Annotated in this window: 22 protein-coding genes and 2 pseudogenes; 17 read left to right on the top strand and 7 right to left on the bottom strand. The window is 48.8% G+C overall.

The genetic code is table 11. The features are described 5' to 3' along the window. The first annotated feature begins 42 nt into the window (after positions 1–42). From Q0339_RS06490 to Q0339_RS06445, 10 genes are all read left to right on the top strand, one after another. A complete protein-coding gene (locus Q0339_RS06490) occupies positions 43–975 on the top strand; it encodes an ABC transporter permease (protein WP_298078005.1) in 933 nt (310 codons plus the stop codon). Next, a complete protein-coding gene (locus tag Q0339_RS06485) occupies positions 972–1,892 on the top strand; it encodes an ABC transporter permease (RefSeq protein ID WP_298078004.1) in 921 nt (306 codons plus the stop codon). The genes Q0339_RS06490 and Q0339_RS06485 overlap by 4 nt, the downstream gene beginning before the upstream one ends. A 9-nt stretch (positions 1,893–1,901) precedes the next feature. Continuing rightward, positions 1,902–2,963 (top strand): ABC transporter ATP-binding protein, encoded by a 1,062-nt coding sequence (locus tag Q0339_RS06480; RefSeq protein ID WP_070756176.1) that lies wholly within the window; start codon positions 1,902–1,904, stop codon positions 2,961–2,963. Further along, complete coding sequence (locus Q0339_RS06475) at positions 2,956–3,870, top strand: ATP-binding cassette domain-containing protein (RefSeq protein ID WP_268442457.1); 915 nt, start codon at positions 2,956–2,958, stop codon at positions 3,868–3,870. Before Q0339_RS06480 ends, Q0339_RS06475 begins: the two co-directional genes overlap by 8 nt. 153 nt (positions 3,871–4,023) lie before the next feature. After that, positions 4,024–4,515 carry a GNAT family N-acetyltransferase gene (locus tag Q0339_RS06470; protein ID WP_298078003.1) on the top strand — a complete coding sequence of 164 codons (492 nt, stop codon included), beginning with the start codon at positions 4,024–4,026 and terminating at the stop codon, positions 4,513–4,515. A 106-nt stretch (positions 4,516–4,621) separates the two neighbouring features. Further along, on the top strand, positions 4,622–6,034 hold the full coding sequence (locus Q0339_RS06465) for an amino acid ABC transporter substrate-binding protein/permease (RefSeq protein ID WP_298078002.1): 1,413 nt from the start codon (positions 4,622–4,624) through the stop codon (positions 6,032–6,034). 22 nt (positions 6,035–6,056) lie between these two features. Then, a complete protein-coding gene (locus Q0339_RS06460) occupies positions 6,057–6,788 on the top strand; it encodes an amino acid ABC transporter ATP-binding protein (RefSeq protein ID WP_298078142.1) in 732 nt (243 codons plus the stop codon). Positions 6,789–7,056: 268 nt separating this feature from the next. Further along, positions 7,057–7,749 carry a hypothetical protein gene (locus tag Q0339_RS06455; protein WP_298078001.1) on the top strand — a complete coding sequence of 231 codons (693 nt, stop codon included), beginning with the start codon at positions 7,057–7,059 and terminating at the stop codon, positions 7,747–7,749. Further along, positions 7,746–9,485 carry a class A beta-lactamase-related serine hydrolase gene (locus tag Q0339_RS06450; RefSeq protein WP_298078000.1) on the top strand — a complete coding sequence of 580 codons (1,740 nt, stop codon included), beginning with the start codon at positions 7,746–7,748 and terminating at the stop codon, positions 9,483–9,485. The genes Q0339_RS06455 and Q0339_RS06450 overlap by 4 nt, the downstream gene beginning before the upstream one ends. A 388-nt stretch (positions 9,486–9,873) precedes the next feature. Then, complete coding sequence (locus tag Q0339_RS06445; RefSeq protein WP_298077998.1) at positions 9,874–11,451, top strand: ABC transporter ATP-binding protein; 1,578 nt, start codon at positions 9,874–9,876, stop codon at positions 11,449–11,451. Positions 11,452–11,689: 238 nt separating this feature from the next. Here Q0339_RS06445 and Q0339_RS06440 read toward each other — a convergent pair whose 3' ends face one another. The 5 genes and pseudogenes from Q0339_RS06440 to Q0339_RS06425 all read right to left on the bottom strand — a co-directional run bounded on the left by Q0339_RS06440 (position 11,690) and on the right by Q0339_RS06425 (position 16,328). After that, the gene (locus Q0339_RS06440; protein WP_298077996.1) at positions 11,690–12,871 is read right to left on the bottom strand and encodes an MFS transporter; all 1,182 of its coding nucleotides are present in this window, start codon (positions 12,869–12,871) and stop codon (positions 11,690–11,692) included. A 179-nt stretch (positions 12,872–13,050) separates the two neighbouring features. Further along, positions 13,051–13,569, bottom strand: a pseudogene (locus tag Q0339_RS06435) (hypothetical protein); the annotation flags it as partial. Between the two features lie 24 nt (positions 13,570–13,593). Further along, complete coding sequence (locus Q0339_RS09100) at positions 13,594–13,926, bottom strand: helix-turn-helix transcriptional regulator (RefSeq protein WP_366517272.1); 333 nt, start codon at positions 13,924–13,926, stop codon at positions 13,594–13,596. Between the two features lie 190 nt (positions 13,927–14,116). After that, positions 14,117–15,748: an ATP-binding cassette domain-containing protein gene (locus tag Q0339_RS06430; protein WP_070756185.1), complete on the bottom strand. Its 1,632-nt coding sequence runs from the start codon at positions 15,746–15,748 to the stop codon at positions 14,117–14,119. 88 nt (positions 15,749–15,836) lie between these two features. Then, positions 15,837–16,328, bottom strand: a complete 492-nt coding sequence (locus tag Q0339_RS06425; RefSeq protein ID WP_298077994.1) for a nucleoside 2-deoxyribosyltransferase — start codon at positions 16,326–16,328, stop codon at positions 15,837–15,839. 192 nt (positions 16,329–16,520) lie between these two features. Between Q0339_RS06425 and Q0339_RS06420 the strand changes: the two genes are divergently transcribed. Then, complete coding sequence (locus tag Q0339_RS06420) at positions 16,521–17,078, top strand: QueT transporter family protein (protein WP_298077993.1); 558 nt, start codon at positions 16,521–16,523, stop codon at positions 17,076–17,078. A 537-nt stretch (positions 17,079–17,615) separates the two neighbouring features. Here the strand turns inward: Q0339_RS06420 and Q0339_RS06415 are convergent. Further along, positions 17,616–17,993, bottom strand: a complete 378-nt coding sequence (locus tag Q0339_RS06415; RefSeq protein WP_298077992.1) for an HIT family protein — start codon at positions 17,991–17,993, stop codon at positions 17,616–17,618. A gap of 240 nt (positions 17,994–18,233) precedes the next feature. Between Q0339_RS06415 and Q0339_RS06410 the strand changes: the two are divergent. Continuing rightward, positions 18,234–18,497, top strand: a pseudogene (locus tag Q0339_RS06410) (ATP-binding cassette domain-containing protein); the annotation flags it as partial. Here the strand turns inward: Q0339_RS06410 and Q0339_RS06405 are convergent. Beyond that, positions 18,427–18,672, bottom strand: coding sequence for a transposase (locus Q0339_RS06405; RefSeq protein WP_298078140.1), 246 nt, complete (start codon positions 18,670–18,672; stop codon positions 18,427–18,429). The pseudogene Q0339_RS06410 and the gene Q0339_RS06405 sit on opposite strands and share 71 nt — an antisense overlap. Positions 18,673–19,090: 418 nt before the next feature. Here Q0339_RS06405 and Q0339_RS06400 point away from each other — a divergent pair, with 418 nt between their 5' ends. The 5 genes from Q0339_RS06400 (at position 19,091) to Q0339_RS06380 (ending at position 25,094) form a co-directional block, all read left to right on the top strand. After that, a complete protein-coding gene (locus Q0339_RS06400) occupies positions 19,091–19,666 on the top strand; it encodes an NAD(P)H-dependent oxidoreductase (RefSeq protein WP_298077991.1) in 576 nt (191 codons plus the stop codon). Positions 19,667–19,743: 77 nt separating this feature from the next. Continuing rightward, a complete protein-coding gene (gene coaBC, locus Q0339_RS06395) occupies positions 19,744–20,961 on the top strand; it encodes a bifunctional phosphopantothenoylcysteine decarboxylase/phosphopantothenate--cysteine ligase CoaBC (protein ID WP_298077990.1) in 1,218 nt (405 codons plus the stop codon). After that, the gene (locus Q0339_RS06390) at positions 20,958–21,695 is read left to right on the top strand and encodes an ABC transporter ATP-binding protein (protein WP_298077989.1); all 738 of its coding nucleotides are present in this window, start codon (positions 20,958–20,960) and stop codon (positions 21,693–21,695) included. Before coaBC ends, Q0339_RS06390 begins: the two co-directional genes overlap by 4 nt. Continuing rightward, on the top strand, positions 21,692–22,948 hold the full coding sequence (locus tag Q0339_RS06385) for an ABC transporter permease (protein WP_298077988.1): 1,257 nt from the start codon (positions 21,692–21,694) through the stop codon (positions 22,946–22,948). The genes Q0339_RS06390 and Q0339_RS06385 overlap by 4 nt, the downstream gene beginning before the upstream one ends. Positions 22,949–23,474: 526 nt before the next feature. Continuing rightward, a complete protein-coding gene (locus Q0339_RS06380) occupies positions 23,475–25,094 on the top strand; it encodes a carbohydrate-binding domain-containing protein (protein ID WP_298077987.1) in 1,620 nt (539 codons plus the stop codon). Positions 25,095–25,892 lie beyond the last annotated feature (798 nt).

The following is a 25,892-nucleotide window of genomic DNA, read 5'->3' as shown; positions in this document are numbered from 1 at the left end:
GGGTTTCAGATCCGCCCTTAAATTATTAGAGGAGGAGTAGACATGCGCAAATATATCTTCAAGCGCCTAATTTATATGGTCATTGCCCTATTCTGTATTATCACTTTGACCTTCTTCCTGATGCGAATTGCACCAGGGAATCCATTTGCCAGCGAGAAGGCCTTGCCGGCTAACATTCAAGCCCAACTCAACAAACAGTATGGTTTGAGCAACCCATGGTATGTCCAGTTCAAGGATTACCTAGTGGGCATTCTTAAGTTCGACTTCGGTTATTCCATGAAGTACCGGGGCCGTTCAACCAACGATATCATCTTTTCTAGTTTCCCAGTATCCTTAGCCCTAGGGATGCAAGCCTTGGTCATCGCCGTTGGTTTGGGGACGACCTTAGGGGTTATCTCTGCTACTTATCACAACAAGGTGCGCGACTATGCCGCGACCGTGGTGGCGGTGCTAGGGATTTCTGTGCCTTCCTTTATCTTGGCAGGTTTAATCCAATACCTCTTCGCTGTTCATTTGGGCTGGTTCCCAGTGTCTGGTTGGAAAGGCTTCAGCTATACCATACTGCCATCCTTTGCTCTTGGCTTAGGTTTCATGGGGAATATTGCCAAATTAACACGTTCTAGTATGTTGGAACAGAATACCTCCGAGTATGTCAAGCTAGCCAAGGCCAAAGGCCTCAGCAAGTGGAAGATTGTCTTCAAGCATACCTTGCGGAATGCCCTCTTACCAGTTGTGTCCTACTTAGGGCCACTCTTGGCCGGGGTTGTCACAGGTTCCTTCATTGTCGAAAACATCTTCGCCATTCCAGGTTTGGGTGGCCAGTTCGTTAAGTCCATTACCAACCGTGACTACACCGTCATTATGGGGACCACAGTCTTTTATTCCATCCTGCTCTTATTTGCAGTCTTAGTGGTGGATATTGTCTATATGTGGATTGATCCACGCATTAAGTTAGAAGGAGGCGAGTCAGCGTGAGCCAAGTAGAATATACAGCCCAAGATTTTGAGTTGGTCGGGATTAAAGAGGACCAGACTGACATCTTAAGTCAGAAGACGACCTCCTTCTGGGGTCAAGTCTTCCATACCTTTGCCCGCAACAAGTTGGCCCTCTTCAGTGTGGCCTTGCTGGTAGTCATTGCTCTCTTGGCCATTTTCGTGCCGATCTTCTGGCCGATTAGCTTTAGTGATCAAACAGGGTCCTACAATACAGCCCCTAATGCCACCTATCTCTTCGGGACCGACAACCTGGGACGGGATGTCTTCGTCCGCGTCTGGGTGGGTGCCCGTATCTCCCTCTTCATCGGCTTGATTGCGGCGGTCATTGACCTCGTAATCGGCGTCCTCTGGGGTGCGACAGCCGGCGTCCTCGGGGGACGTGTAGACGATGTCATGATGCGGATTGCCGACGTCTTAACCGCGCTGCCTTATCTCTTGGTCGTGGTCCTGGTCATGGTGGTCCTAGACAAGGGCTTGTTACCGATGATTGTAGCCCTATCCTTGACTGGTTGGGTACGTATGGCCCGGATTGTGCGGGGGGAAGTTCTCTCGATTAAGAACCAGGAGTATGTTTTAGCTTCTCGGACTTTGGGGGCTAGCACCTGGCACCTAATCCGTCGCCACTTGATTCCAAATGCCTTGGGTGGCATCATCGTCACCATGACTTTATCCATTCCGGGGGCAATCTTTACCGAGTCCTTCCTAAGCTATCTTGGTTTGGGGGTTACCCAACCTATGGCCAGCTGGGGGACCATGGCCTCCGAAGGGAACGAAGCCTTGGCAACAGCCCCATGGCGTCTTGTCTTCCCAGCCTTGCTCATCTCCATTACCATCTTCGCCTTCAATACCATTGGCGATGGCTTGCGGGATGCCTTGGATCCAAAATTAAGAAAGTAGGGAGATCTCATGACTGAACCATTGTTAGAAGTAAAGAATCTCCGCATTAATTTCAAGACTTATGCCGGCCTGGTACAGGCAGTACGGGGTGTAGACTTCACCTTGGCCAAGGGCGAGACCCTGGCGATTGTAGGGGAGTCCGGCTCAGGTAAGAGTGTAACCTCTAATGCCCTGATGCGCCTTATTCCGCAGCCTGCTGGTCGTTATGAAGATGGCCAAATCCTCTTCGAGGGCAAGGACCTGCTCAAATTATCGGAACGGGAAATGGAAAGTATCCGCGGTAATGAAATCGCCATGATTTTCCAAGACCCTATGACCGCTCTTAACCCTACCATGCGAGTAGGTAAGCAAATCATGGAAGTGATTCTGACCCACAAGAAAGGGGTCAGCAAGGAAGCCGCTAAGCAACGGGCCATTGAGCTCCTAGCAGAAGTAGGGATTCCAGATCCAGAACGTCGCTTTAAGCAGTATCCTCACGAGTTTTCTGGTGGGATGCGGCAACGGGTGGTCATCGCTATTGCCTTGGCCGCTGAGCCTAAGATCTTGATTGCGGATGAACCAACCACGGCCTTAGACGTGACGATCCAGGCGCAAATCCTGGAACTCATGAAGAAAATTCAAGAGAAGAACGGCAATGCCATTATCTTTATCACCCACGACTTGGGTGTAGTAGCCAATGTGGCTGACCGCGTGGCGGTTATGTATGCCGGACAAATCGTCGAGTATGGCTCTTCTCATGACATTTTCTACAATCCTAAACATCCTTATACTTGGGGCCTATTGGGCTCTATGCCAGACTTGGATAGTGAAGATAGCGAGGAGCTCTATACCATTCCAGGCGCGCCACCTAACTTGATTAATCCACCAGTAGGGGACGCTTTTGCGCCACGTAACCCTTATGCCCTGGCAATTGATTACAAGGCCGAGCCACCTTTCTATGAGGTGAGTCCTGGCCACTATGCCAAAACTTGGCTACTCCATCCTGAGGCGCCTAAGGTTGAACTACCTGAGGTCATTCGCCACCGGATTGAATCTTATCAAGCGCGTAGAGAAGAGGTGCCACATGCCTAAGAAGTTATTAGAAGTTCAAAACCTAGTCCAACACTTTGGCAAGAAGTCAGCGCCGATTAAGGCCGTTGACGGCATTAGCTTCGATGTCTATGAAGGGGAAACCCTAGGCTTGGTTGGGGAATCAGGTTGTGGTAAGTCGACGACAGGTCGTTCCATTATCGGTCTCTATGACATCACTGATGGTCAAATCATCTTCGACGGCAAGCCAGTATCAGACCTTAAGTCTCAGGCTCAACGTCAAGCCTTCGCTCGCGACGTGCAAATGATCTTCCAAGATCCTTATGCTTCCCTCAACCCGCGGATGACCGCCGGGGAAATTATTGCCGAAGGTTTCGATATTCATGGCCTCTATCGCAATAAGCAGGAGCGGGCAGACCGCATTGCTGAATTACTGGAAGCAGTTGGTCTCAACCGCGAGCATGCTAACCGTTATGCCCATGAGTTCTCAGGGGGCCAACGCCAACGCTTAGGGATTGCCCGTGCCTTGGCGCTCAAGCCGCGTTTCATCATTGCCGATGAGCCCATTTCGGCCTTGGACGTATCCATTCAAGCTCAGGTGGTTAACCTGCTCAAACGCCTACAGAAGGAACGTGGCCTGACCTATCTCTTCATCGCCCACGACCTGTCCATGGTCAAGTACATTAGTGACCGCATTGCGGTGATGTACGCAGGTAAAATCGTTGAAGTAGGCCCAGCCCACGATCTTTATCATTCGCCTGTTCACCCTTATACTCGCTCCCTCCTATCAGCGGTTCCTCAACCGGATCCAATTAGTGAGAGCACCCGTGTGCGTCAGCCTTATCAACATGAGGCAACCGATGCACCCCTAAGTCAACATCAAGTAGCAGAGGGCCACTATGTCTATGCCAGCGATGAGCAATTCCAACGCTGGATGCAAGCCCGTTAAGCTAGCTTTTAAGGCTGAGATTGAAATCTCAGCCTTTTTTGGTTACAGCCAGGTTACTATTGTGTAAGATGAGGCCACCTGGCTTGCATTTAGGAGGCTTGGATGGCACAATAGAAGGAACTTTAGCCAGAGAGCGCAGAGAGGATGTCCGCCATGTCAATCGTTATTCGGTCCGCCAATCCACAAGATGCCCCAAGCCTGAGAGCCATTTACCGGCCTTATGTGGAGCGGACGGTGATTTCCTTCGAGTATGAAGTGCCCTCTGTGTCAGATTTTCGTCAGCGAATTAAGCAGACCCTGGCCCACTATCCCTACTTGGTGGCGGAATTGGAGGGAGAAGTAGTAGGCTATGCCTATGGCTCGGCCTTCCACCCCAGAGCAGCCTACCAGTATGTGGCCGAAGTCTCTGTCTATCTCAAGCGCTCAGTCCGGGGTCAGGGCATAGGGGCCAAGCTCTATGTGGCCCTAGAAGAAGCCTTGCGCCAGCAGGGTATTCGGCGGGTGACCGCCTGTGTGGCCTATCCTGGTGAGGGTAGTGTGGAGTTCCACCTCAAGCAGGGCTATCACCAAGTGGCCTTATTCGAGAAGGTGGGTTATAAATTTGGTGCTTGGCAGGATGTGGCCTGGTTCCAGAAAGACCTTTAAGCGGCATCTTATGTTAGATAATCTAACATAACTTGTTACCTCTTCCTTGCAATGTCTGGGACCGTCCTCTATACTGTTGGAGTATATAAAAGGAGTGAACCAGTTTATGAAAGATATGATTAAAAGGCTCATGCTGGTCTTGGTGGTCTTCTTAGGCCTACAAGTACCAAGTGTCAAGGCCGCTGAACATTATGTGATTGCGACGGATACAACCTTTGCGCCCTTCGAATTCCAAGACTCCTCAGGCAATTATGTGGGGATTGATATGGACTTACTAGCAGCCATTGCGGAAGCAGAAGGCTTCACCTATGAAATCAAGCCCTTGGGCTTTGCTGCGGCTGTTCAAGCCTTGGAGAGTGACCAAGTAGATGGTGCCATTGCCGGTATGACCATTACCGATGCTCGTAAGGCCAGCTTCGACTTCTCTGATAACTACTATGAGTCCGGTCTCCAATTTGCGGTAGCCGCTGACAGCAAGATTTCGGATCTAGAGGGCTTGCGCGGCAAGAAAATCGCAGTTAAAACCGGGACCGCCGGCGCTGACCTAGCTAACAAGTTGAAGGACGACTACAAGTTCACTGTGGTGACCTTCAAGGATTCGGCTAATATGTATGAAGATGTCTTAACGGGTAACAGTGACGCGACCATTGAAGATGCGCCTGTCATTGCCTATGCCATTAAGAACGGGAACCTCCGCCTCAAGCTCATCGGCGAAAAATTAGAGACCAGCCAAACCGGTTTTGCGGTTAAAAAAGGCAAGAATGCCGAGCTCTTGGCAGCCTTCAACCGTGGCTTGGCCAACCTCAAATCTTCTGGTAAGTATCAAAGTATTTTAGATAAGTATATTGGGGAGGATGCGGAAGCTAGCGCTCAAAACTCCTTCTTGGGTCAAGTGGCTGAGAATGGGCCAGCCCTCTTGTCAGGTTTAGGTACCACTTTGTGGATTGCCTTCATCTCAGTGGCCCTCGCTCTTATCTTAGGGATTATCCTAGGCCTCTTGCGAGTCCAGGCCAACCCCTGGTTGAGTGGGATTGCCGCAGTCTATGTCGACCTCATGCGTGGGGTGCCATTGATTGTCCTATCCTTCTTCATCTACTTCGGGATTCCGCAAATGACCGGCGTGCGCTTCAGTTCTGCGACAGCAGGGATCATGACGCTTAGCTTGAACGCCGCGGCCTATGTAGCGGAGATTGTCCGCGGGGGGATTCAAGCCATTGACAAGGGCCAGATGGAAGCCAGCCGTAGTCTGGGCCTCTCCTATGGTAAGACTATGCAGAAGATTATCCTGCCTCAAGCCATTAAGCTCATGATTCCATCCTTCATCAACCAATTCGTCATTACCCTCAAGGATACTTCGATTCTGTCGGTTATCGGTTTAGTCGAATTGACCCAAACCGGGAGCGTCATTATCGCGCGTACCTACCAATCCGGCTCCATGTGGTTGATTGTTGGTCTCATGTACTTGATCGTGATTACAGCCTTAACACGCCTATCCAAACGTTTAGAAGGAGGGAAGTAAGATGACAGAACTCAGCCAAGAAATGCCAAAAGTCCTGGTTCGCGGACTCAAGAAACAATACGGCGACAACGTAGTACTTAAGTCTATCGACTTAACCATTCAACCGGGGGAAGTAGTCTGTGTCATCGGCCCTTCCGGTTCCGGTAAATCTACCATGTTACGCTGCCTTAACCGTATGGAAGAAATTAACGGGGGCAAGGTGCTGATTGATGGGGTAGACATCACAGATCCTAAGGAAGACATCAACAAGATTCGCCAGAATATCGGCATGGTCTTCCAGCACTTCAACCTCTTCCCACACTTAAGTGTCTTGGACAATATCACCCTAGCGCCTATGGAACTCAAAGGCCTGTCCAAGGTTGAAGCCGAGTCCCTGGCCCTCTATCTCTTGGAGTCAGTTGGCTTGGCCGACAAGGCCCATGTAGCGCCTAACTCCCTGTCCGGGGGGCAAAAGCAACGGGTAGCCATCGCGCGAGCCCTGGCTATGCAACCAGATGTCCTGCTCTTCGATGAGCCAACTTCCGCCCTGGACCCTGAGATGGTCGGCGATGTCCTAGACGTTATGAAGAAATTAGCCGAAGACGGTATGACTATGATTGTGGTCACACACGAAATGGGCTTCGCCCGTGAAGTGGCCGACCGCGTCATCTTCATGGACGGGGGCTTCATCGTCGAAGAAGGCGCACCTGAAGAACTCTTCAGCCATCCAAGCCATGAACGGACCCAAAGCTTCCTGAATAAGGTCCTTCATTAAATAAGCTAACCAGTAAAACCTAGCCATGCATGGCTAGGTTTTTGCTTACCCTATTTATCTATTACATAGATAAATAGGGTCTGAGTCAGCATAATTACGTGCTCCATTCGACACAAATTGTGGGGCTGGCAGGGCTAGGAGCCAAACAAGTCCTGCCCTTAGTCCCTTAATAAGGCGATTGACCGGCCTTTTTAGTCAAAAATCCTTGCTAAATCCGGGAAAATTTGCCACAATGGTAAAGTGAATTTAGAACAGAGGAGACTTAGCCATGAACCAAGTCAGTCATTACCTGCCAATCACTGCCTTGCAGGTGCCAGACTATTACTTTGATATCCATTTACCTTCTTGGGAAGAGGTGGCCCGCGTCTTTATCCATCAAGTCGCTAAGCAAGCCTATCCTGAGCTAGATCAAGCAGAGGCTAACCTGACGGACCAGCAGGTGGCAGAACTGGGTTTGCAAGGGGTCAGTAACCTGACCGACCTCAAGCACTATGCCATGGACCTCTTCCGCCAAAGCCAAATCCAGACCCGCTTCTACCAACATATTCTGCCTTTCCTAGCCTCTTATATTGCGGAGACAGCCCAATATGTTCTAGATGCTGAAGATATGGCAACGACTGTTTACAGCCAACTCAAGGAAATGACAGAGGAAGACCCTGATATCGATCAAGATGCCCTACGGGAAAGTCTAGAGGAAGACTATATCTTCCGCCTAGTGGCCGGTCAGTGGTATGCTGACCAAGGGGGCGGCCTGACCGAGTTAGACTATGACGCCTATATCGTGTCCAGTGCGGTCAACCAGGGGGCGGATGAGATTGCCCTACGGGAACGCTTCTCCTATCCGGACTTCCAAGCCATGATGCCGACCTTAGCCTACACCGAGGCCCTCTTCCAACACTTCCTGCCGCGCTTCCGTTTTGTGATTGCGCCGGCTAATCAAGAAGGGGGGCAGCCAGCTTGAGTCAACCAACACGGGCTCAGTACCGTTCCGATCATAAGGGTCAGAAAGCGCCTAAGAAGACTAGAACAGAGCAGACGCCTGGCTCCTACAAACGATACTATCTATTAGCTCTGGGCTTGGTGGCGGGTCTGGTGCTAGTGGCAGCGGCCTTTTTCCTCTGGCTCATGCCGCAAATGAAGCAATCGACTGAGCGCTCGCACTTGGCGCGGGCGGCCAACTGGGTGGATACCTATACGGTGGACCTGGATCCCCAGCGGGAGGTATTGGTTGAGGACCTACGTCAGGTCGACATTCAACCTGAAAACCAAGCGCCTAGCGCCCAGTATTTTACTAAGCAAGAATTAGATAAGCGTACCGAGACCTCCTTCGCTCGGCGGGTTCGTCAGGTGACCGATACGGATGCCAATGGTTTCGCCTGGTATTGGGGCCAGCAGCAGGAGGAATACCTCTATCGCCATGGCCGGCCTTATACGGGCTGGGTTGGCCAACCTGGTAGTGAGTGGACCTACTATAAGGATGGCCGCCTAGATCAGCAGGCAACCATCGACAAGGAAACGGCTCGACTACGGGCTGATGAGGCGACCTTTATCCAGTCCTTCGTGCCGAGTTACCAAGCCCGCTTTGTCTACCTTAAGGCTAAGAGTGAACCGATGTATTACGTGGACCGCCAGTCCATTCGTTATTCCATTCTCAACCGCGGCCGAGATGGGCTCTTACTATCCAATTTCCCAGGCCAGCCTAACTCCTACTTCCTAGCCAATACCAACAAGTATGCGGACATTCCTATGGAAGTGACCGAGGAAGCCGTAGTCGATAACCAGACCTGGCTCCATGTGGCCATCGGCTACCAAGACTTGGGCTGGATTCGTCAGGATTTGACCTATCAAGACTATGTCTTAACCAACTATAGCGAACGTAAGCTCATTGACACCGTCCAGCAAATCATGCGCGAGGAAATCGACAGCATGGGCATTATGGCGGGGGCTTCCTTCGTCGATAATGAGACTATGGCCCAAGTGGATGTGGATAATCAAATCTTCTTCCCAGCCAGCACGCAGAAAATCTATGTCTTGACCGAGTTGTACCGCCAGTACAAGGAAGGCAAGCTCCAGCCAAGCCAGACCATGGCCATGGAAGGTTCCAATATTGTGCCGGGTGCCGGCCATATTAATGAGTCACCGGCAGGGACGGTTTACAGCCTAGACGAGCTTGTCGATTATGTGGCCATCTATAGTGATAACACGGCGGCTAATATGCTGATTGAAGCCGTGGGTGGCGGGGGCATCGTGACCCAGCACGCCCATGAGTTGGGCATGTTGGACACCTATCTGGAAGGTAAGTACTACCAGAATGATAATGGCCGTTTCCAGACCACCCCAGATAATGCGGCGCGGCTCTTCGCCAAACTAGCCAACCATGAACTCAACGGCGAGCCATGGGATTCCATGCTCATTGACAAGTTGCGACTCAACAGCCATTCCTTCCTGCGGACCTATCTCTATGAGACAGATTCCTGGAACAAGTCAGGTCTAGGTGCCCCAGAGCAAAATGACGTGGCTACCTTCGTGACCCAGTACGGCAGCTATTCCATTGCCGTCTACACCAACTCCTGGAATGACTATGATGCGCGCTTCGACCAAGTTGGGCGCCTGTCCCAACGGGTTTATGAGGCCTTCAACCAGATTCGTTCCGACCTCTGGCATCCTTATGATCCAGAGCAAGGCTTCTATCGTTAGAAATTAAAAAGTCCCAATATATCATATATGATATATTGGGACTTTTCTTTGTGGGTAAAAACGGAACCGCACTCTGTTTGCTAGTAACACTAGCGGATAGGGTACTGTTAGGCGTGATTGGTTAATTTTGATACTGTATTATAATTGTTTATTGCATATAGTCTATTGTGTGGCTAAGATTGATAGATGTAACCTTAACAGGTATAATTAAACCGTACTCTTTTCTCTAGTAAACATTCTGAACTCTTTTCTCTAGTAAACATTCTGATTGGTTAAATATAAAATACTATGCGGTATATTAGAATGGGAGAGAGAATTAAACTCAGTGGGCCTTACCACAAAAAATATCTGCCACCTGATACATCGAGCTATCACAAGGGGGGACAAAATGAAACATAAGTATTTATGGTCGACCTTAGTCTGTATCACGTTAGTAGCAGTGCTGAATATTGTATTTAATTACCGTATTCAGTACATTCTTAATGCAGTGGTCGCGCAAGATTACGGGCAGTTCTCTTATCAGATCATGGTGACAGCCATCATTATTTTGGGGATGTTATTGGTTGAATATGGGAGACAAGTTTTGAACGCTCGCTACCTAAATAGTCAAGGCTTTAGGTTGCATGGAACCTTGCTATCACGTATTTTGACTTTGAGACCACGAGCGGTTGAACAAGATGTGGCCCACTACCTCTCACAAGTGACGAATGATATTGAAGAGGTCAAGAGCCTCCATTATGATACGCTCTTATCTGTTTACCAAGGGACGATTTCATTTTTGATTGCTGCTGTCGCTTTGCTCAGTCTAAACTGGGTGACGGCTGTATGGATTTTCATTGCCTCTGTGGTTCCACTTGTGCTGCCGCTGTTGTTCAAACGGCTAAGAGCTAGAATAGAACAAGACTATTTGTCCCGTAAATCAGCTTATAGCCGGCGGTTCGTTAATTATTTACAGAATTTCGGTCTCCTGCGTAACCACCAAAGCGAACGGGAATATGCAGAAGATCTGACGCGTGACTATGCTGACATAAATCGTATTGCGAATACAAAATCATCCTATAGTGCACTCGTGAATGTCCTAGCAGGATTAGGGTTTTACGCAACGACCTTGGTAATCTTGTGGATTGGTGGGCTTCAAGTGTTGGAGGGGCAGTTGACTGTAGGCGGGCTGACGTCCATATATAGTATTTCGCTCGAATTGGTATTACCCATTCAGCTGTTGATTAGTGCCTTAAGCGACTTATCAGCGATACAAGATACCAAGCATCAGCTCGAGCAGGAACCAGTCATGGAAACGGTCGTGGTTGAATGCTCAGCTAATCAACCTGTGGTGGCAGTGAGCCAGCTTGAACAGTCGCCTCTCTTCCGAGGGCTTAACCTAACCCTTCAACCGGGTAAGCGCTACTTATTAACGGGGAAAAGCGGTATTGGCAAGACCAGCTTAGTGGCTCTTTTGACAGGGGACGTAATCGCTCCTACAGGGACGGTCTTGTTAGATAAGTATTCCTTAGACCAGTTGACCTACGAGCAAATTCAACATTACATTGCCTATGTACCACAAAAAGCTCAGATGTTATGGGGGAGTATGTGGGATAACATTACGCTACGTCAGATGTGTGATGAAGAAGAAGTCATGCGACTCATTCAAGCATTCGGGTTAGGAGACCGTTTCCCTGACGTGCGCCACCTTAAGCAAGAACAATATAACGAAGAAAGTGCCTTGTCGGGTGGACAGAAGCAACGTATCGCCTTAATCAGAGCACTTTTGCAGCATAAGCCAATCTTAATTGTGGATGAGGGGCTATCCGCCTTGGATCCAGAGTCATTTAAGCAAGCAGAAAATCTCTTGTTAGGTTGGCCTAGGCTCACCTTGTTACACATCTCTCATCACTCAGATGAATCCAGTGCTCATCGCTATGATGCGGTATTTGTACTAGAGGATGGGCAGATTATGCGCTCTAGATAAGGCATTGAGTTCTTAAGGCGTTTGATGAGTTGTCAGTGGCTCTGGTTGGGAACCTTCGAGACGACAAGAAAGCCCTACTGACACATTGTGTCAGCAGGGCTTCTATCGTTAGAAATGAAAAAGTCCCAATATATCATATATGATATATTGGGACTTTTCTTTGTGGGTAAGAGCAGAGGGCTGGCGCAATTGCAATTTTCTCTTAGGTTAATGTGCTGAATCCTATTTTGGGAAGACTTTAGAGTATTTGTGACTTAAGGTGTGGGAAAACAAGTATATAAATCAATGAAATAAGCATATAGGATAAGCCAAAAATCATGAAAAAGGAGTGAGTTGGAATATAGTTTGCTAAAGCCCCCCACGCTAGAGAAGCTAGTGGCATAATGCCCACTGCTATAGTACTTTTTGCCGACAAGACTCGTCCCAAGAATTGTTCAGGAACAAACTCTAAAATTAATGGATTATGGACGGTGTAGTTAAATCCTAGGAAGACAGAAGATAAGCCTACCATAAAGAGTAGTGCGATAGGATTTCTTGTTAGGAGACTTGCTAAGAACATAAAAATGCCATAGAATAACGAGCCTAAAATCATCTTGGTTGAACGTGAATAGGAGTCCCATGCTTTTGTGGTGATTAAAGCACTACCGATTACGACACCTATGGAAGTGCAGACCCCGAAAAAACCTAAGAAAACAGGGTCATTCCATTCTTCTGCAAGCTGCACTATGTAAATAGATAGACCAGAAAACATGATATTTGCAATTGTCTCTCCAAGCATAAGCCAGAGAGGCATCTGATATTTTTTAAGTAACTTAAAACCTTCTAGCCAATCGATTTTTGATTCAGAATCTACTTTTGGGATTTCTTCATCAATAGCAATAGTATTAAAAATACTTGCAGATCCTACAAAGGAGGCAACAGAGGTGGCTATTAGGAATAAAGGATGGATAACTTTGAGAGCAAAACCAATCAAACCATTAAATAAGTAATCAGACATTTGATAAGCCATTATCATGTATGATTGAGACTTATCCATATCTTCTTTAGCAACCAGGAGTGGTAAAAATGCGTCTTGCGTCGTATAGGTATTCATCCCAAATAAGCTGCATAGAAAGGCAGAAATACATAATAATAGAGGAAAGTCTATATTAAGTAGTAACAATAAAAAGAGTAACAAAGAGCCAAAGGCTTGCCCGATTTCTAATGCGATAAGAAGGGTCTTTTTCTTATGGCGGTCAACAATATGTCCAACTAGGAATTCGAAGAGTGTAGGTAAGTATATGAGGGCATTTAATACCCCCACCCAGAAAATCTCATGAGTGGCTTGTATGAGATACCATGATACAGTTAGTGAGTATATACTATCTCCAAAATTGCTTAATAGTCGGCCTGCCCATAGCTTCTTGAAATTACGATTCATGAGGCGCCTCCAGTATCTATGAATTAGTACTAATAGGATTGATTATCCCATCATATTTCTTAGGTTGCCTATTTTATGATTAAATAGTTTTAAGTGATAGAAACAGTATACTGAAGGTCTTTGGAGAAGAGGGAATTTTTTGCCTATATGATAAACGAAAGAAAAACGCTAAGGTATTTTTATCTTTCAATGTATTGACCTAGGAAATCCTTGTATTCACGTGCTAAATCCGGTCTACGCATCTGATTAAGAATGGAAATCGCCTGTTGAGAAATAGAGAGTCCTTTATCGTAGTTGCCTTGAACTAGTAGGTAGATTCCCTTATAAAAATTAATGCGATTAATTTCTGCAAAACTGTCGGTCCCACTTAATAGGTTTTCTGCTTGGATAAATAAATTATTCAGGCCGTCATAGTGTTCATTTTCGATGAGCGTATGGATGATATTGCCCATGATAATGCTTAGTTCATTAACGTGCTTAGGAGATTTAGAGAACTTAGACGAGCGATTAATCGCAATTCTACTCAGGTTATACATTTTCTCAATAGGAATAAAATTTAGGCTATTGCCAAATAAAACAAGCTCATATTCTCCCCACTCCTCCACCCGGTAAAGATAATCAGTGATTTTCTTAATTTTATGTGGCTCAAATGATAAACCGTTCAAAAGATTGATGTACTGGCTAATTATAATGAGATTATGTTCGAATCGACTATCACTATACTACTTCAACAGTAGCTTTTGGTCATCGTATAGTTGATTGAGTAGTGCGAGATCATTATTAACTAGAGCGGTGCTTAATTGTTGAAGAAATGCTGTCTGAGAATATCCCTCTAAATGGCCTAGTATTAATTCGAACTCTCGGTAGGAAATATTAAGTCGAGAGAGTAAACGTATGAACTTGTTAGAAGTAATTTCGTGTTCACCACGCTCAAACTTCGATAAGAAGGGCAAAGATACAATCCCTTTAGATGCTTCTTCAAGGGTCATTCCTTTCGATAGTCTTAGTTCTCTAAAGATAGTTCCTAGTTGCTGAGGGCAAACATTTTTCTTCATTATTCTCATCACCTTATTTTGATTTAATGTAAACGAAAATATACAGAACTTGCTTGAATATATTATAAGCCAAAAAGAGTGCGGTTTCAACGAGTTGAAGATGGTATTCTTTTCTGTTTCTTGCCTGCTTCGGACCTAAATTTTTGCGCTAAAAAAGGGCTGGCATCATGCCAGCCCTCTTTTAAATAGCTTATTTCCCTTGGTACAAGTCATTAACGCGTTGTTGCACGTCCTTGTTTTCCAAGTATTCTTCATAGGTGGTGTCAATGCGGTCGAAGGCCCCGTTAGGTGTCAACTCGATGACCCGGTTACAGGTGGTGTTGAGGACCTCGTAGTCGTGGGAAGCCATGAGGATGGCGCCCTTGAACTTAATTAGGCCGTCGTTAAGTGCGGTAATAGATTCCAAGTCTAAGTGGTTGGTTGGTTGGTCCAATACCAAGACGTTAGCCTTAGATAACATCATCTTAGATAACATACAGCGAACCTTTTCGCCCCCGGATAGGACATTGACTTCCTTCATCACGTCTTCCCCAGAGAAGAGCATACGACCCAAGAAGCTACGCAAGAAGGTGTTGTCGCTCTCTTCCTTGCTAGCGTATTGACGGAGCCAATCCACAATGGTTAAGTGTACGCCGTCGAATTCGTCGCCAGAGTTCTTAGGTAGGTAGGTTTGACTGGTGGTCACACCCCACTCGAAGCTACCGCTGTCTGCTTCCATCTTGCCCATGATAATGTCGAAGAAGGCAGAGAGGGCGATGTCGTTACGGCTGAGGAAGGCGACCTTGTCATCGCGACGGAGGGTGAAGGTAATGTTGTCTAAGACCTTCTCGCCATCGATGGTTTTGCTCAGGCCTTCTACCCGGAGTAAGTCATTGCCGATTTCGCGTTCTGGCGTGAAGCCTACGAATGGGTAACGACGGGAGGATGGCTGAATGTCATCCAGGGTGATCTTATCCAGCATCTTCTTACGGGAAGTTGCTTGTTTGGATTTAGAAGCGTTAGCTGAGAAGCGAGCGATGAAGGCTTGGAGTTCCTTAATCTTCTCTTCCTTCTTAGCGTTTTGGTCAGCGGCCATCTTAGCAGCCAATTGGCTGGATTGGAGCCAGAAGTCATAGTTACCGACATAGAGCTTGATTTTCCCGAAGTCCACATCGGCCATGTGGGTGCAGACCGTGTTCAAGAAGTGACGGTCGTGGGAAACCACGATGACCGTGTTAGGGAAGTTCAAGATAAAGTCGCTCAGCCATTCGATAGCGGCTGCGTCCAGACCGTTGGTCGGCTCGTCTAAGAGCAAGTTGTCTGGCTTGCCAAAGAGGGCTTGGGCCAAGAGCACCTTAATCTTGTCAGCTTCAATCAGCTCACGCATGTAGCTGTAGTGAAGATCCTTGCCGAGACCTAAGCCTTGCAGCATGTTGCTAGCTTCGGCTTCAGCTTCCCAACCGCCCATTTCAGCAAAGGCAGCTTCGAGTTCGCCGGCGCGGACACCGTCTTCATCGCTGAAGTCTTCCTTAGCGTAGATGGCGTCTTTTTCTTTCATAATGTCATAGAGTTCCTTGTGGCCCATCATCACGGTCTCGATAACGGTGAAGTCTTCGAAACCATAGTGGTTCTGACTGAGGACCGCCAGGCGCTCATGGGGATCCATGGAGACATTCCCGGTAGTTGGCGCGATATCGCCGGCCAAGATTTTCAGGAAGGTAGATTTACCTGCCCCGTTGGCCCCAATAACCCCGTAGCAGTTGCCAGGGGTGAAGGTAATGTTGACATCGTCGAATAATTTACGATCTGAAAAGAGTAAGCTCACGTTTGAAACGTTGATCATTTAAATGTTTCCTCCTTGGTTCATGTTGGGTCAAGTCAGCTTGACGCATACCCTACTATCATACCATATTTTAGCGGGCTTGGCTCATTTATTTGGGAACTTGATCTAGTTGGCGTTGGACAGCGGCCGGCAGGTCAGCAGAAGCCGTCACAATCTCGCCTCTTAGCTTAATGAGACCGGTCGTGTAGAGGTTGACATAGCTAAATTGAGACTCGGCTACGTCTTGCAAGGCCTTGAGTTTTTCAGGGTGACTGCCCCCTTGTTGGCGGACATCGGTATAGAGGCCCACAATCGGGATGCCAGCCTGATAGGCAATGCCGATTTCGGAGGCTACGCCTGGGTCGATAATCTGACCGTCCAGGACGGCCACCAGGACATCGCTCTTGAGGACGGCTTCCGTATCGTAGCGGGCAATCATTTGGGAATCGGCATAGGCATTTTTATCGTTAATGGCTTCTTGCTCTTGGGGTAGGAAGACGGTTAGGTCAGGAACTTGAGCACGTAGATTAGCAACCACTTGGGCGTTGAAGGCACGCTCCATTTCGGTGAAGAGGGGGCTGGCAAAGTATAGATGGGGCATAATGACTCCTCCTTGGGCATTGATACCTACATTATAACGGAGAATGTGTCAATTAGCTATTGCAAAATCACCAGAAAATGGTAGACTAGATAGGGTCGCTGTCATGATGGGACAGCCCCCTGCGACACTTAGCATCCTTTGGTCGCAGTAAGTACTAGTCGGCTTGAGCCGGACTACAAAGGAGGAACTTATATGAATAACCATCTTAAACCTAGTTGGCTAAGTTGGCCCAACTGGAAGGACAGCCGTGAGCTGACCCGCGCAGGCTTAGTTGCCGGCCTCTATATCGTTTTAACTTTCCTGACCCTGCCATATTCTTTTGGCCCGGTTCAGTTCCGCTTGGCAGAGACGCTTAACTTCACCAGTCTCTATAACAAGCGCTATGTCTACGCCGTGACCTTAGGGGTCTTCATCGTTAATGCTTATCAATATGGCCCGGTTGACATGGTCGTAGGGACCTTGCAGACCTTACTCTTCCTCTGGCTAGCACGCTGGATTGGGGACTTGGTCGTCGCAGCCCTTGCCAAAGGGACATCCGCTAAGACACAAACAATTGTACGTTACGCTGTCTTGACCCTGGTCTTCTCCCTATCCATGTTTGTCATTGCCTTAGAGCTATTAGTTTTAGGCGCAGCAGAAGCTGGCTTCTGGGCAACCTATCTATCACTCTTCATCAGTGAATTTGTTATGTTGACACTAGGCTCCGTCATCATGTACTTTGTCAGCCAACGCGTAGATCTTGAACGCTAATTAATTTTAAGACGAGGACTTGTCCTCGTCTTTTTTGTGTAAATAGTGCTCTTTTGGACACGTAATTTGGAAGTCTCACACCCTATTTATCTATGTAATAGATAAATAGGGGAGTGGAAGCAAGGCTAAGAAGCTAGCGTACAAAAGATACTAAAACAGAGCCCAAGCCGCGAGCCAGTGGTCCACTCCGCCGAGTGGACCACTAGCTGGCTTGTTAAGTGTCCAAAAAGGACTAAAAGGAACCCATCCTGATAAAATCCCTTCACCGAAATATTTGTAAAAAGTTGCACGTCTAATCATTGCAACTTCACAAATTTCGCCCACCGTGATATCTTCAAACTTCTTAATAATAAGGTAATAGAGGACTTTACAGCTCAAGATTTACCAAAAATCAATCCATTGAAAATCAAGGAAGAAGTGGAAAAACTCGTTGCTGTTGCGAACAAAATTCCAGATGTTCCAGACTAATATCAGGAAAAATGAGGAAATCAGTAATCCTTAGTAAGAGCACATGAAAAGCAACCGTCGGGTTGATTGTTATAATGCTTTGAGAAAGGCATTCAGGTCCAGCTGCACTTGTGCAAGCGAAATCTGGTCCCAGAAGCCGTCTGTTTTCAAGCGTGGAATCAGGTGGACATGGAAATGGGTGCCAGCGTCGAACAAGCAATCATTGCAAGCTATGGTTACCCCGTCGATAGGTAATGTTTGACAGAGCTTTTCAGTCAAAAAGACTTCTAAGTCTGATAATTCGTAGCGAAGAGCAGTGGGAAGCTGACTAAGTTGTTGGTAATGGTCCTTACTAATGATAAGCAAGTGTCCAGTTTGAATGGGGTCAATGTCCAACACAACCTTGAAATGCTCCGTCTGGTAGAGAATATCTTCTTCTTTGAGTTGATGACAAAAAATGCAGGTCATATCTTTTCTCCTATCGATCTTCTGTTAAGAGTAGAGTCAGTGCCTCTTTGATATATTCTTTGGTTTGGGTAGCTCGTTTTTGTGTATTGGTCATCGTTTCTCCTTAAATCAACAGTTTTTAAAAGTTTGATTATAGCTTTCTTTCTAGGTCTAGCATATACCAATAAAGCGTTTTAATCAACGTGTTGTCCATTTAGTTTGGTTTGTTTGAATCAAAAGAGCAAAATTGTTGAGGAGAATATGGCTTATATTGAAGTAAAGCACAGCTATAATCCTTATCATGTTGGAGAAACAGAAATCGTCACTAACAATGATATTAACTTTGAAATTGAAAAAGGAGAACTGCTTATCATCTTAGGTTCATCTGGTGCGGGAAAATCGACCGTCTTGAATATTTGAGGTGGAATGGACACCAATGATGAAGGAAATGTCATTATTGATGGTACAGATATTTCAGACTACAATGCTCATCAGTTGACCAAATACCGCCGTGAAGATGTAGGACTTGTAATTTAAGGGTACCGATGGATAGTGTCCATTGGCGTTCATAGTAGCCGTTGCGATAGTCTTGGCGCTGGTCGGAGCGTTCATGGGGAGCGGCTTGGATGAACTGGTGGCGTTCTTCTTCCATGTAGGCATTAAAGACGGTAATGGCCAGCGACTTCATGAGCGTGTTCATGTCACTGTTTAAAACTGCCTCTGTTAATTCTTCAAGTTTTAGGTTAATATTAAGGTAAGTCATGGTAATCTCCTCTTTCAATGTTTTCCGACAACTACATTGTACCAGAGATTACCTGGCTTTTTCTTTTTACACAATTATAGGGACTTAATCCCAAAAGCCCCGAGAAGCCGCGAGCCAGTGGACCACTCTTTCGAGTGGACCACTAGCTAGGCTGGTAAGTGCTCAAAAGCGACTAAAAAGGCGGAAAAGTCATGAGCCAGTGGTCCACTCCGCCGAGTGGACCACTAGCTCCTCCGGCCACCGCACCTGCTATTTAGCTCCCACACCCCCTACCTAGCCACCTCACTTAATATCAGCCCCAAAATATGTTACAATATGGAAAACCCTACCAAACTCAGAGAAAGGACGTGCTAAGATGACCATGCAAACGACCATTGTTTACGCCCACCCCTATGAGGGCAGTCTCAACCATGCTATTTTGGAGCGCCTAGTCGCCACCCTAGAAGCCAAGGGCCACTCGGTGACCCTACTAGACCTCTATGCTGACCAGTTCAATCCGGTTCTGTCGGCCGCGGACTTAGCCGTCTATGGGGAAGGCAAGACGACCGATCCCCAGGTAGAACGCTATGTCCAAATTTTGGACCAGACAGAGCAAATTATCTTCATCTATCCTATTTGGTGGTATGACATGCCCGCCATTATGCGGGGCTTCCTGGATAAGGTGCTGTTGCCTAAGTCGGCCTTCGAGACCGAAAATCAACGCCTCCTAGCCAGCCGCCAGGTGCGCAAGACCTACATTTTCACGACTTCAGCTGCTTCTACAGAAGACCTGGAGCAGGTCTTTGGCGACCCTATTCGGGGCACGACCATGGCCGGCACCTTCAAGGATGTAGGCTTCCTCAATCCTATTTGGTACAACCTGGGTGGCATCGGCCATATCAGCCAGGAGGAGATTGACGTCTATCTGGCCACCCTGTCCAGTCGCGTTTAAGGAGGAGAGGCCTGGCCCTCTCTTTTTTTGCTAGAATATGCTAAAATAAGAAGGAAAATGATTGGAGGTGGCTCCGCGTGTTAGAAAATGTAAAAATCGGTGTCTTTGTCATGGGGGGCATCGCGGCCTATAAGGTACCAGAACTGGTCCGCCAGTTAATTAAAAAGGGTGCCCAAGTTCAGGTGGCCATGACTCAGTCGGCCCAGGAATTTGTGACGCCGCTGACCTTGCAGGTCCTGACCAAACGCCAGGTCCTCACCCATACTTTTGACGAGCGGGAGCCAAGCCAAGTCCAACATGTGGCCATGGCTGACTGGTGCAACCTAGCCCTGGTGGTGCCAGCCACAGCCAATGGCTTGGCTAAAATGGCGCATGGCTTGGCAGATGATGTGGTGACCACTACCCTCTTGGCAGTAACGGCCCCCGTTCTGGTGGTGCCGGCCATGAATGTCCACATGTACGAGAACCCCGCGACCCAGCGCAACCTGGCCCAACTGCGAGCAGATGGCCTGACCATTATGGAGCCTGACACAGGTTTCTTAGCGGAAGGCTATGAAGGCAAAGGCCGCCTGCCTGAACTCCATCGCATTGTGGCCCAAGTCGAGCGCCTCTATGCCCGGACCCATTTACCTCAAAGTTTAGCCGGCAAGCAGGTCATTGTCTCGGCCGGGGGTACCCGCGAGCGCATTGACCCAGTCCGTTACATCAGCAACGATTCGTCTGGCAAAATGGGCTATGCCATGGCCCAGGCGGCTGACTGGTTGGGGGCGACTGTCACTCTGGTCTCCACCACGCACAGCCTCCTACCACCAGAAGGCGTCCAAGTCCAAGAGGTAGCTTCAGCCCAAGAATTGGCCCAGGCTATGACCTCTCACTATGACCAAATGGACTATGTCGTCATGGCTGCAGCCGTCAGCGACTATCGGGTCAAGCATCCTCATGATCAGAAGATTAAGAAAGTGGCCGGTCAGATGGACTGGCAACTAGACCTAGTCCAAAACCCAGATATTTTGGCCCAACTAGGCCAGACCAAGCGCCAGCAAGTCCTAATCGGCTTTGCGGCGGAAACCCAGAATTTGCTAGAACATGCCCGAGCTAAGTTAAGCAAGAAAGGGGCCGACTGGCTCATCGCCAATGATGTGTCCAACCCGGCCATCGGCTTCAACTCCGATAAGAACCAGGTCTATGTCCTGGGGGCTCAGGGTCAGGAAGTTCTCCTGCCCCAACAGTCCAAGACCAGTCTAGCCTTGGCAGCCTGGCAAGTGATTCTAGCTGAAGGAGAAAAGACACTATGACAATTCATGTAGCCGGATTGGCCAGTGGTTACCGCCAGGTGCCGGTCATCCAAGACATTAACTTCCAGATTGAGTGGGGCCAAATTATGGCCCTAATTGGGCTCAATGGGGCGGGTAAATCCACCCTGCTCAAGACCATCTTGGGTCTGCTCAAGCCCCAGGCCGGGACGGTTACCCTGGATGGCCTCAGCCTGCAGGAAAACCACCAGGCCTTTGCCAGCCAGCTGGCCTATGTGCCTGAGACGCCCATTCTCTATGAAGCGCTGACCTTGCGCGAGCATCTGGAACTGACGGCCCTGGGCTATGGCCTGGACCCGGCAGTCGTGATGGAGCGGGCTCAACCCCTACTCAAGCTCTTCCGTTTGGACAAGCAGTTGGATTGGTTTCCGACCCACTTTTCTAAGGGCATGAAGCAAAAGGTCATGATTGTCTGCGCCTTGGTCTCCGATGCCAAATTCCTGATTATTGACGAACCTTTCTTGGGCTTGGACCCCTTGGCCATTCAACAATTCAAGGACATTCTCCAGGCCCGCGCCCAAGCCGGCTGCGCCATCCTCTTGACCACTCACGTTCTAGGTTTGGTGGAAAATCTAGCCGACTCCTACCTCATGATGCAGGCAGGTCGCCTCTATGCTCAGGGTACCCTAGAGGACTTGCAAGAAGCCCTAGAAGCGCCCGGTGCTAGTCTGGATCAACTCTATATCCAAATGGCCAGTCGCGAGGTGACGGCATGAAGGATTTGAACAGTCTCTGGCAGGGGCGTCTGCGCGACTTTGCCAAGACCATGAGCCGCTACAGCCGGCTCATTCTCAACGACCACATGGCCCTCATTCTCTTGGTGGCCTTTGGTTTCTTCAGTATCTATTACCAACAATTATTGACTTCCCTCCAAAGCCAGCCACATCAAGGTTTGGGACTGATGATGACAGCAGTCTGCTTGCTAGTCTGGTGGGCGGGCCTGGCTTGGGGCCGGCCCTTGCTCCTGACCTACGAGCCAGACAAGAGCTATCTCTTCGCCCGGGGTTATCAATGGCATGCTGTCTGGAAATGGGGCGTCTGGTTGGGTGCTCTTGCTCCCAGCCTAGTCTTGGCTGTTTTAACCTTGTTGCTGGCACCCCTGATTAGTTTGGGCTTTGGTTGGTCCTTGGGTCAGGCTCTCTGTCTGATTGTCTATGTAGTGGCCGCCAAGTTCCTAGTGGCTTGGGCCGGCTATCTAGGTTTTTATAGCGGCTTGCTGCCAAAAGCTTTGTCTGGTTCTTTGTTAGCTCTGGCCTTGGCAGGACTGGGAGCGGGGAGCTTGTGGCTGCCGGCTAACCTGGCTTTGGGACTTTTAGCCTTGCTGCTGATTCTAGGTGCTGCCTTTCTCTGCTGGACCTGCCGGAAAGTGCCTCAACATTGGATTGAGTTTGAAGCCCTGGTAGCCCAAGAGCAGGCCCGTCGCGCCAGCCTCTACCGTTGGTTGGCCCTCTTTGCAGAAGTGCCCCAGCAGATTCCACCCATTAAGCGACGAGCTTATCTGGACGGTGTCCTCAAGAGTCTGTCAGGGCGCCTAGGTAATCGCTACGCCTACCTCTACCTGCGCCATTTAGTGCGCAATACCGCCTATTCAGGAATCTGGCTACGGGTGCTGATTTTCTTCAGCTTGGTCATCGTCAGCAGTCAACAAGTCTGGCTCTGGGCGGCAGCCGGTGCATTGAGTACGGTCTTGACCCTAGTTCAGCTCATGCCCCTAGCTCTAGAGCCCCTGCGCCACCCACTAGAGCGTCTCTATCCGGTTGGACAGCAGGCCCTAGTACCCGCCTTGCGCCCGGTACTGGCCATGATTCTAGTCCTGCAGTTGCTAGTCTACAGCCTCTTAGTTGCAGTTCTAGCTCAGGGTAACTGGCCTCACTTGGGCCTCTGCCTCTTGATTTGGCTAGCCGTCGCAGCGCTAGGCCTCCTGGTTTACCTACCATTTTGGATTGGCCGCCATAGCCGATTACATTAATGAAGTTTAACCCCTCTTTCAATAATCGATTGAAAGAGGGATTTTTGTATAGCCCAAAATCCCTGCCTTTCCTAGGAACACGGCGAAAACGGGCCGAAAACCGGGAAAAGAGTCGAGCCAGTGGTCCACTTTGGAGAGTGGACCACTAGCTCCCAAGAACCCGCCGGAAACAGGCCGAAATCCAGGAAAATCGTCGAGCCAGTGGTCCACTTTGAAGAGTGGACCACTAGCTCCCAGGAAGACGGCGAAAACGGGCCGAAATCCGGGAAAAGCGCCGAGCTAGTGGACCACTTTAAAGAGTGGACCACTGGCTCGGGCAAACCGAAGAAAACACCTTTCCTAGCGCAAGGCAGGCCACAATCTCCCCTAACCTAAAAAATACCTTCAGCATTTTAAGTAAATTTTAGCTAGGACTTCTATACTGAAATCAAGTTAAGTGATAGAGGGGACATCTGACTATCACTTAACCTACTATTAAAACAATCCAAGATTACTACACGCAAGACCAATAAGGGAGGTCCATATCATGAGAAAAAGCATTACGATCGCCACCCTCATCAGCCTGACCGCCAGTATGTCCTTGGCTTATCCAGTCTTAGCCCAGTCGGGCACGCAGGGAAGTCAGTCAGTGATCAGTTTCCAAGCCCAAACCAGCTATGATGAGAGCCAGGCTAGCCCAATTACTTTGGCTGATCAAACGGCCACCGTCACAGGGCAAGGCGCTAGCTTCAGCGACCAAACGTTAACCATCACCCAAGGCGGCACCTATGTTCTAACCGGTAGTGGCAAGAACATCAAGCTAGTGGTAGAGGCAGCTGACACTGACCAGGTCCACTTGGTCTTTCAAAACCTGACCCTAGAAGGGGAGGGCACTCTACTACGAATTAACAAGGCCCAAGAAGTCGTCATCAGTCTAGCGGGAGGTAGTCAGAATGCTTTGACAGAAAGCCAGGCCAGCGACGATGAAGAGGTCAAAGCCACCATCCACAGTCAGGTGCCTCTGACCCTGAACGGGACAGGTAACTTGACCCTCACGGCTCTTACCAAGAATGCCTTAGAGGTGGAAGACGACCTCAAGGTCTTAGGCGGGGCCTATACCGTCAAGGTCGCTAACCATGGCTTCAAGGCCGAGGGCTCCCTCGATATTGAGGCGGCTACTCTGACCATTGAAGCAGGCAAAGACGGTCTCCATGCTGAGCATGACGAGACGACCGAACGGGCAAACATTAGCCTCAATCCGACTCAATTAAGTATTGCTGCCACCGAAGATGGGGTGGATGCCGGCAATGAATTGACTATTAAAGGCGGGACGATTACCGTTAGCCAAAGTGAGGAAGGCTTGGAAGCGCGTGTCATCCGTCAACTAGGTGGCGATGTCACCATCAAGAGTAGCGATGACGGGGTCAACGCTTCGGCAGGCTCCTCTGGCAAAACTACGGACACGAGCGCCACAAGCAAGACCACAGACGCTAGCGCCACAAGTAATGCAGCTGACACCAGCTCTTCTGCCAGCCAGGCCACTGCCGACTCAGCAGCTGGCAGTCAGGGTGACCAAGCCAACAAGGACAAGAATGCAACCCCACCGTCTCCATCGGCTGGCCAAGCGCCGCCACAAGGCGGCCAGCCACCGCAAAATGGCCAAGGGGCTGGAGGCATGCCGCCAGGTGGCCAGGAAGAAAGTGATCCAAGCCTACAAATCATCCTTGAAGGTGGGACCCTCACCATTGATGCAGAAGGTGACGGCATTGATTCCAACGGGACGGTCACCATTAGTGGTGGTAGCCTCGTCGTCAATGGCTCAGTCCAAGGCGGTAATGGCCCCCTCGATGCAGCGGGCGACATCACCATCACAGGCGGCACGGTCTGGGCCTTAGGGACCTCCGACATGCTGCAAGGTTTCGCCCAAGGATCGACCCAGGCTTCCATTACTGCTAACATAGCAGGGACCGCAGGCCAAACGCTGATCATCCTCGATGCCAATGGCAAGGAAGTGGCCCGTCAGACGGCCAGCAAGGATTTCCAAGCGATCATTATGTCCAGTGGCGACCTAGTAGACGGTCAGACCTACACCATCCAAGTGGAAGGGACGATCCAAACTGCCACGGCAGCCCTTGTCACTCCTGTGACAAGTGGCTTTCATCCCTAATCATTAGGGTCATTCTCCTCTGCGAAGCTAAGTTCCGATACTTAGCTTCGTATTTTTTTAGATGGGATAAGGCCTGGCAGCTGACGCGAGAAGATACTTGTAAAAGTAAGATAAATATGTCATAATAACAGTGTAAAGACAGCGGTTTCTGATGGAACTAGTTCCAAAATTGAAACTGCAATATCTTGAATACTCATCACGAGAAGGGGAGGATGTGACCGGTGTTAGTTATAATACCTGTCTATCCCAAGCACCATACCCCTGTGAGCTAGTGGATAACTTGCCCAGTCTGGCCAGTCAATGGCAGACAGTGACCCAGTCCAATAGGGTGGCGCCGGATAGATATGCTGATTAAGCGAGAGGGCCCGCTTAGGCCCAAAACGGCACGAGTTAAAGGGGGGAGGACCGCAATCTAGTAAGTGAAGAGTGTTGACGCAACTGATGAATCGTGAGAATTTGACGTTGGTCCCCAGGGGCTTGCGTGTGGATGAAAGGACGCGTTTATAACGAAAGAATCTGACCATAGGCCAAGGGGCTAGTGGGCAGTTTTCCAAGTCATAAAACGAATTCAAACACGGTAAATAGGCGTCAAAAGTTTGTGGGCAGGGCATAATACACAATCTTTTGACATTTTTTTGTATTTTCCGTTTGAATTTACTTGGATTTAATGTAAGTTAATGTTGAAATTATGTAAGTGAAGCAAGCGTAAGAGATTTTTAGTAAGATTTAGTCCAGACGCCCTCGAGGCAGTCTTAGACACACTTGTCATAAGCTCTATGCTACTCACTACCAGCGAAG

The sequence above is a fragment of the uncultured Abiotrophia sp. genome, assembly GCF_938010525.1.
Taxonomy (GTDB): domain Bacteria; phylum Bacillota; class Bacilli; order Lactobacillales; family Aerococcaceae; genus Abiotrophia.
This window is presented reverse-complemented; position numbering and strand designations above follow the sequence as displayed.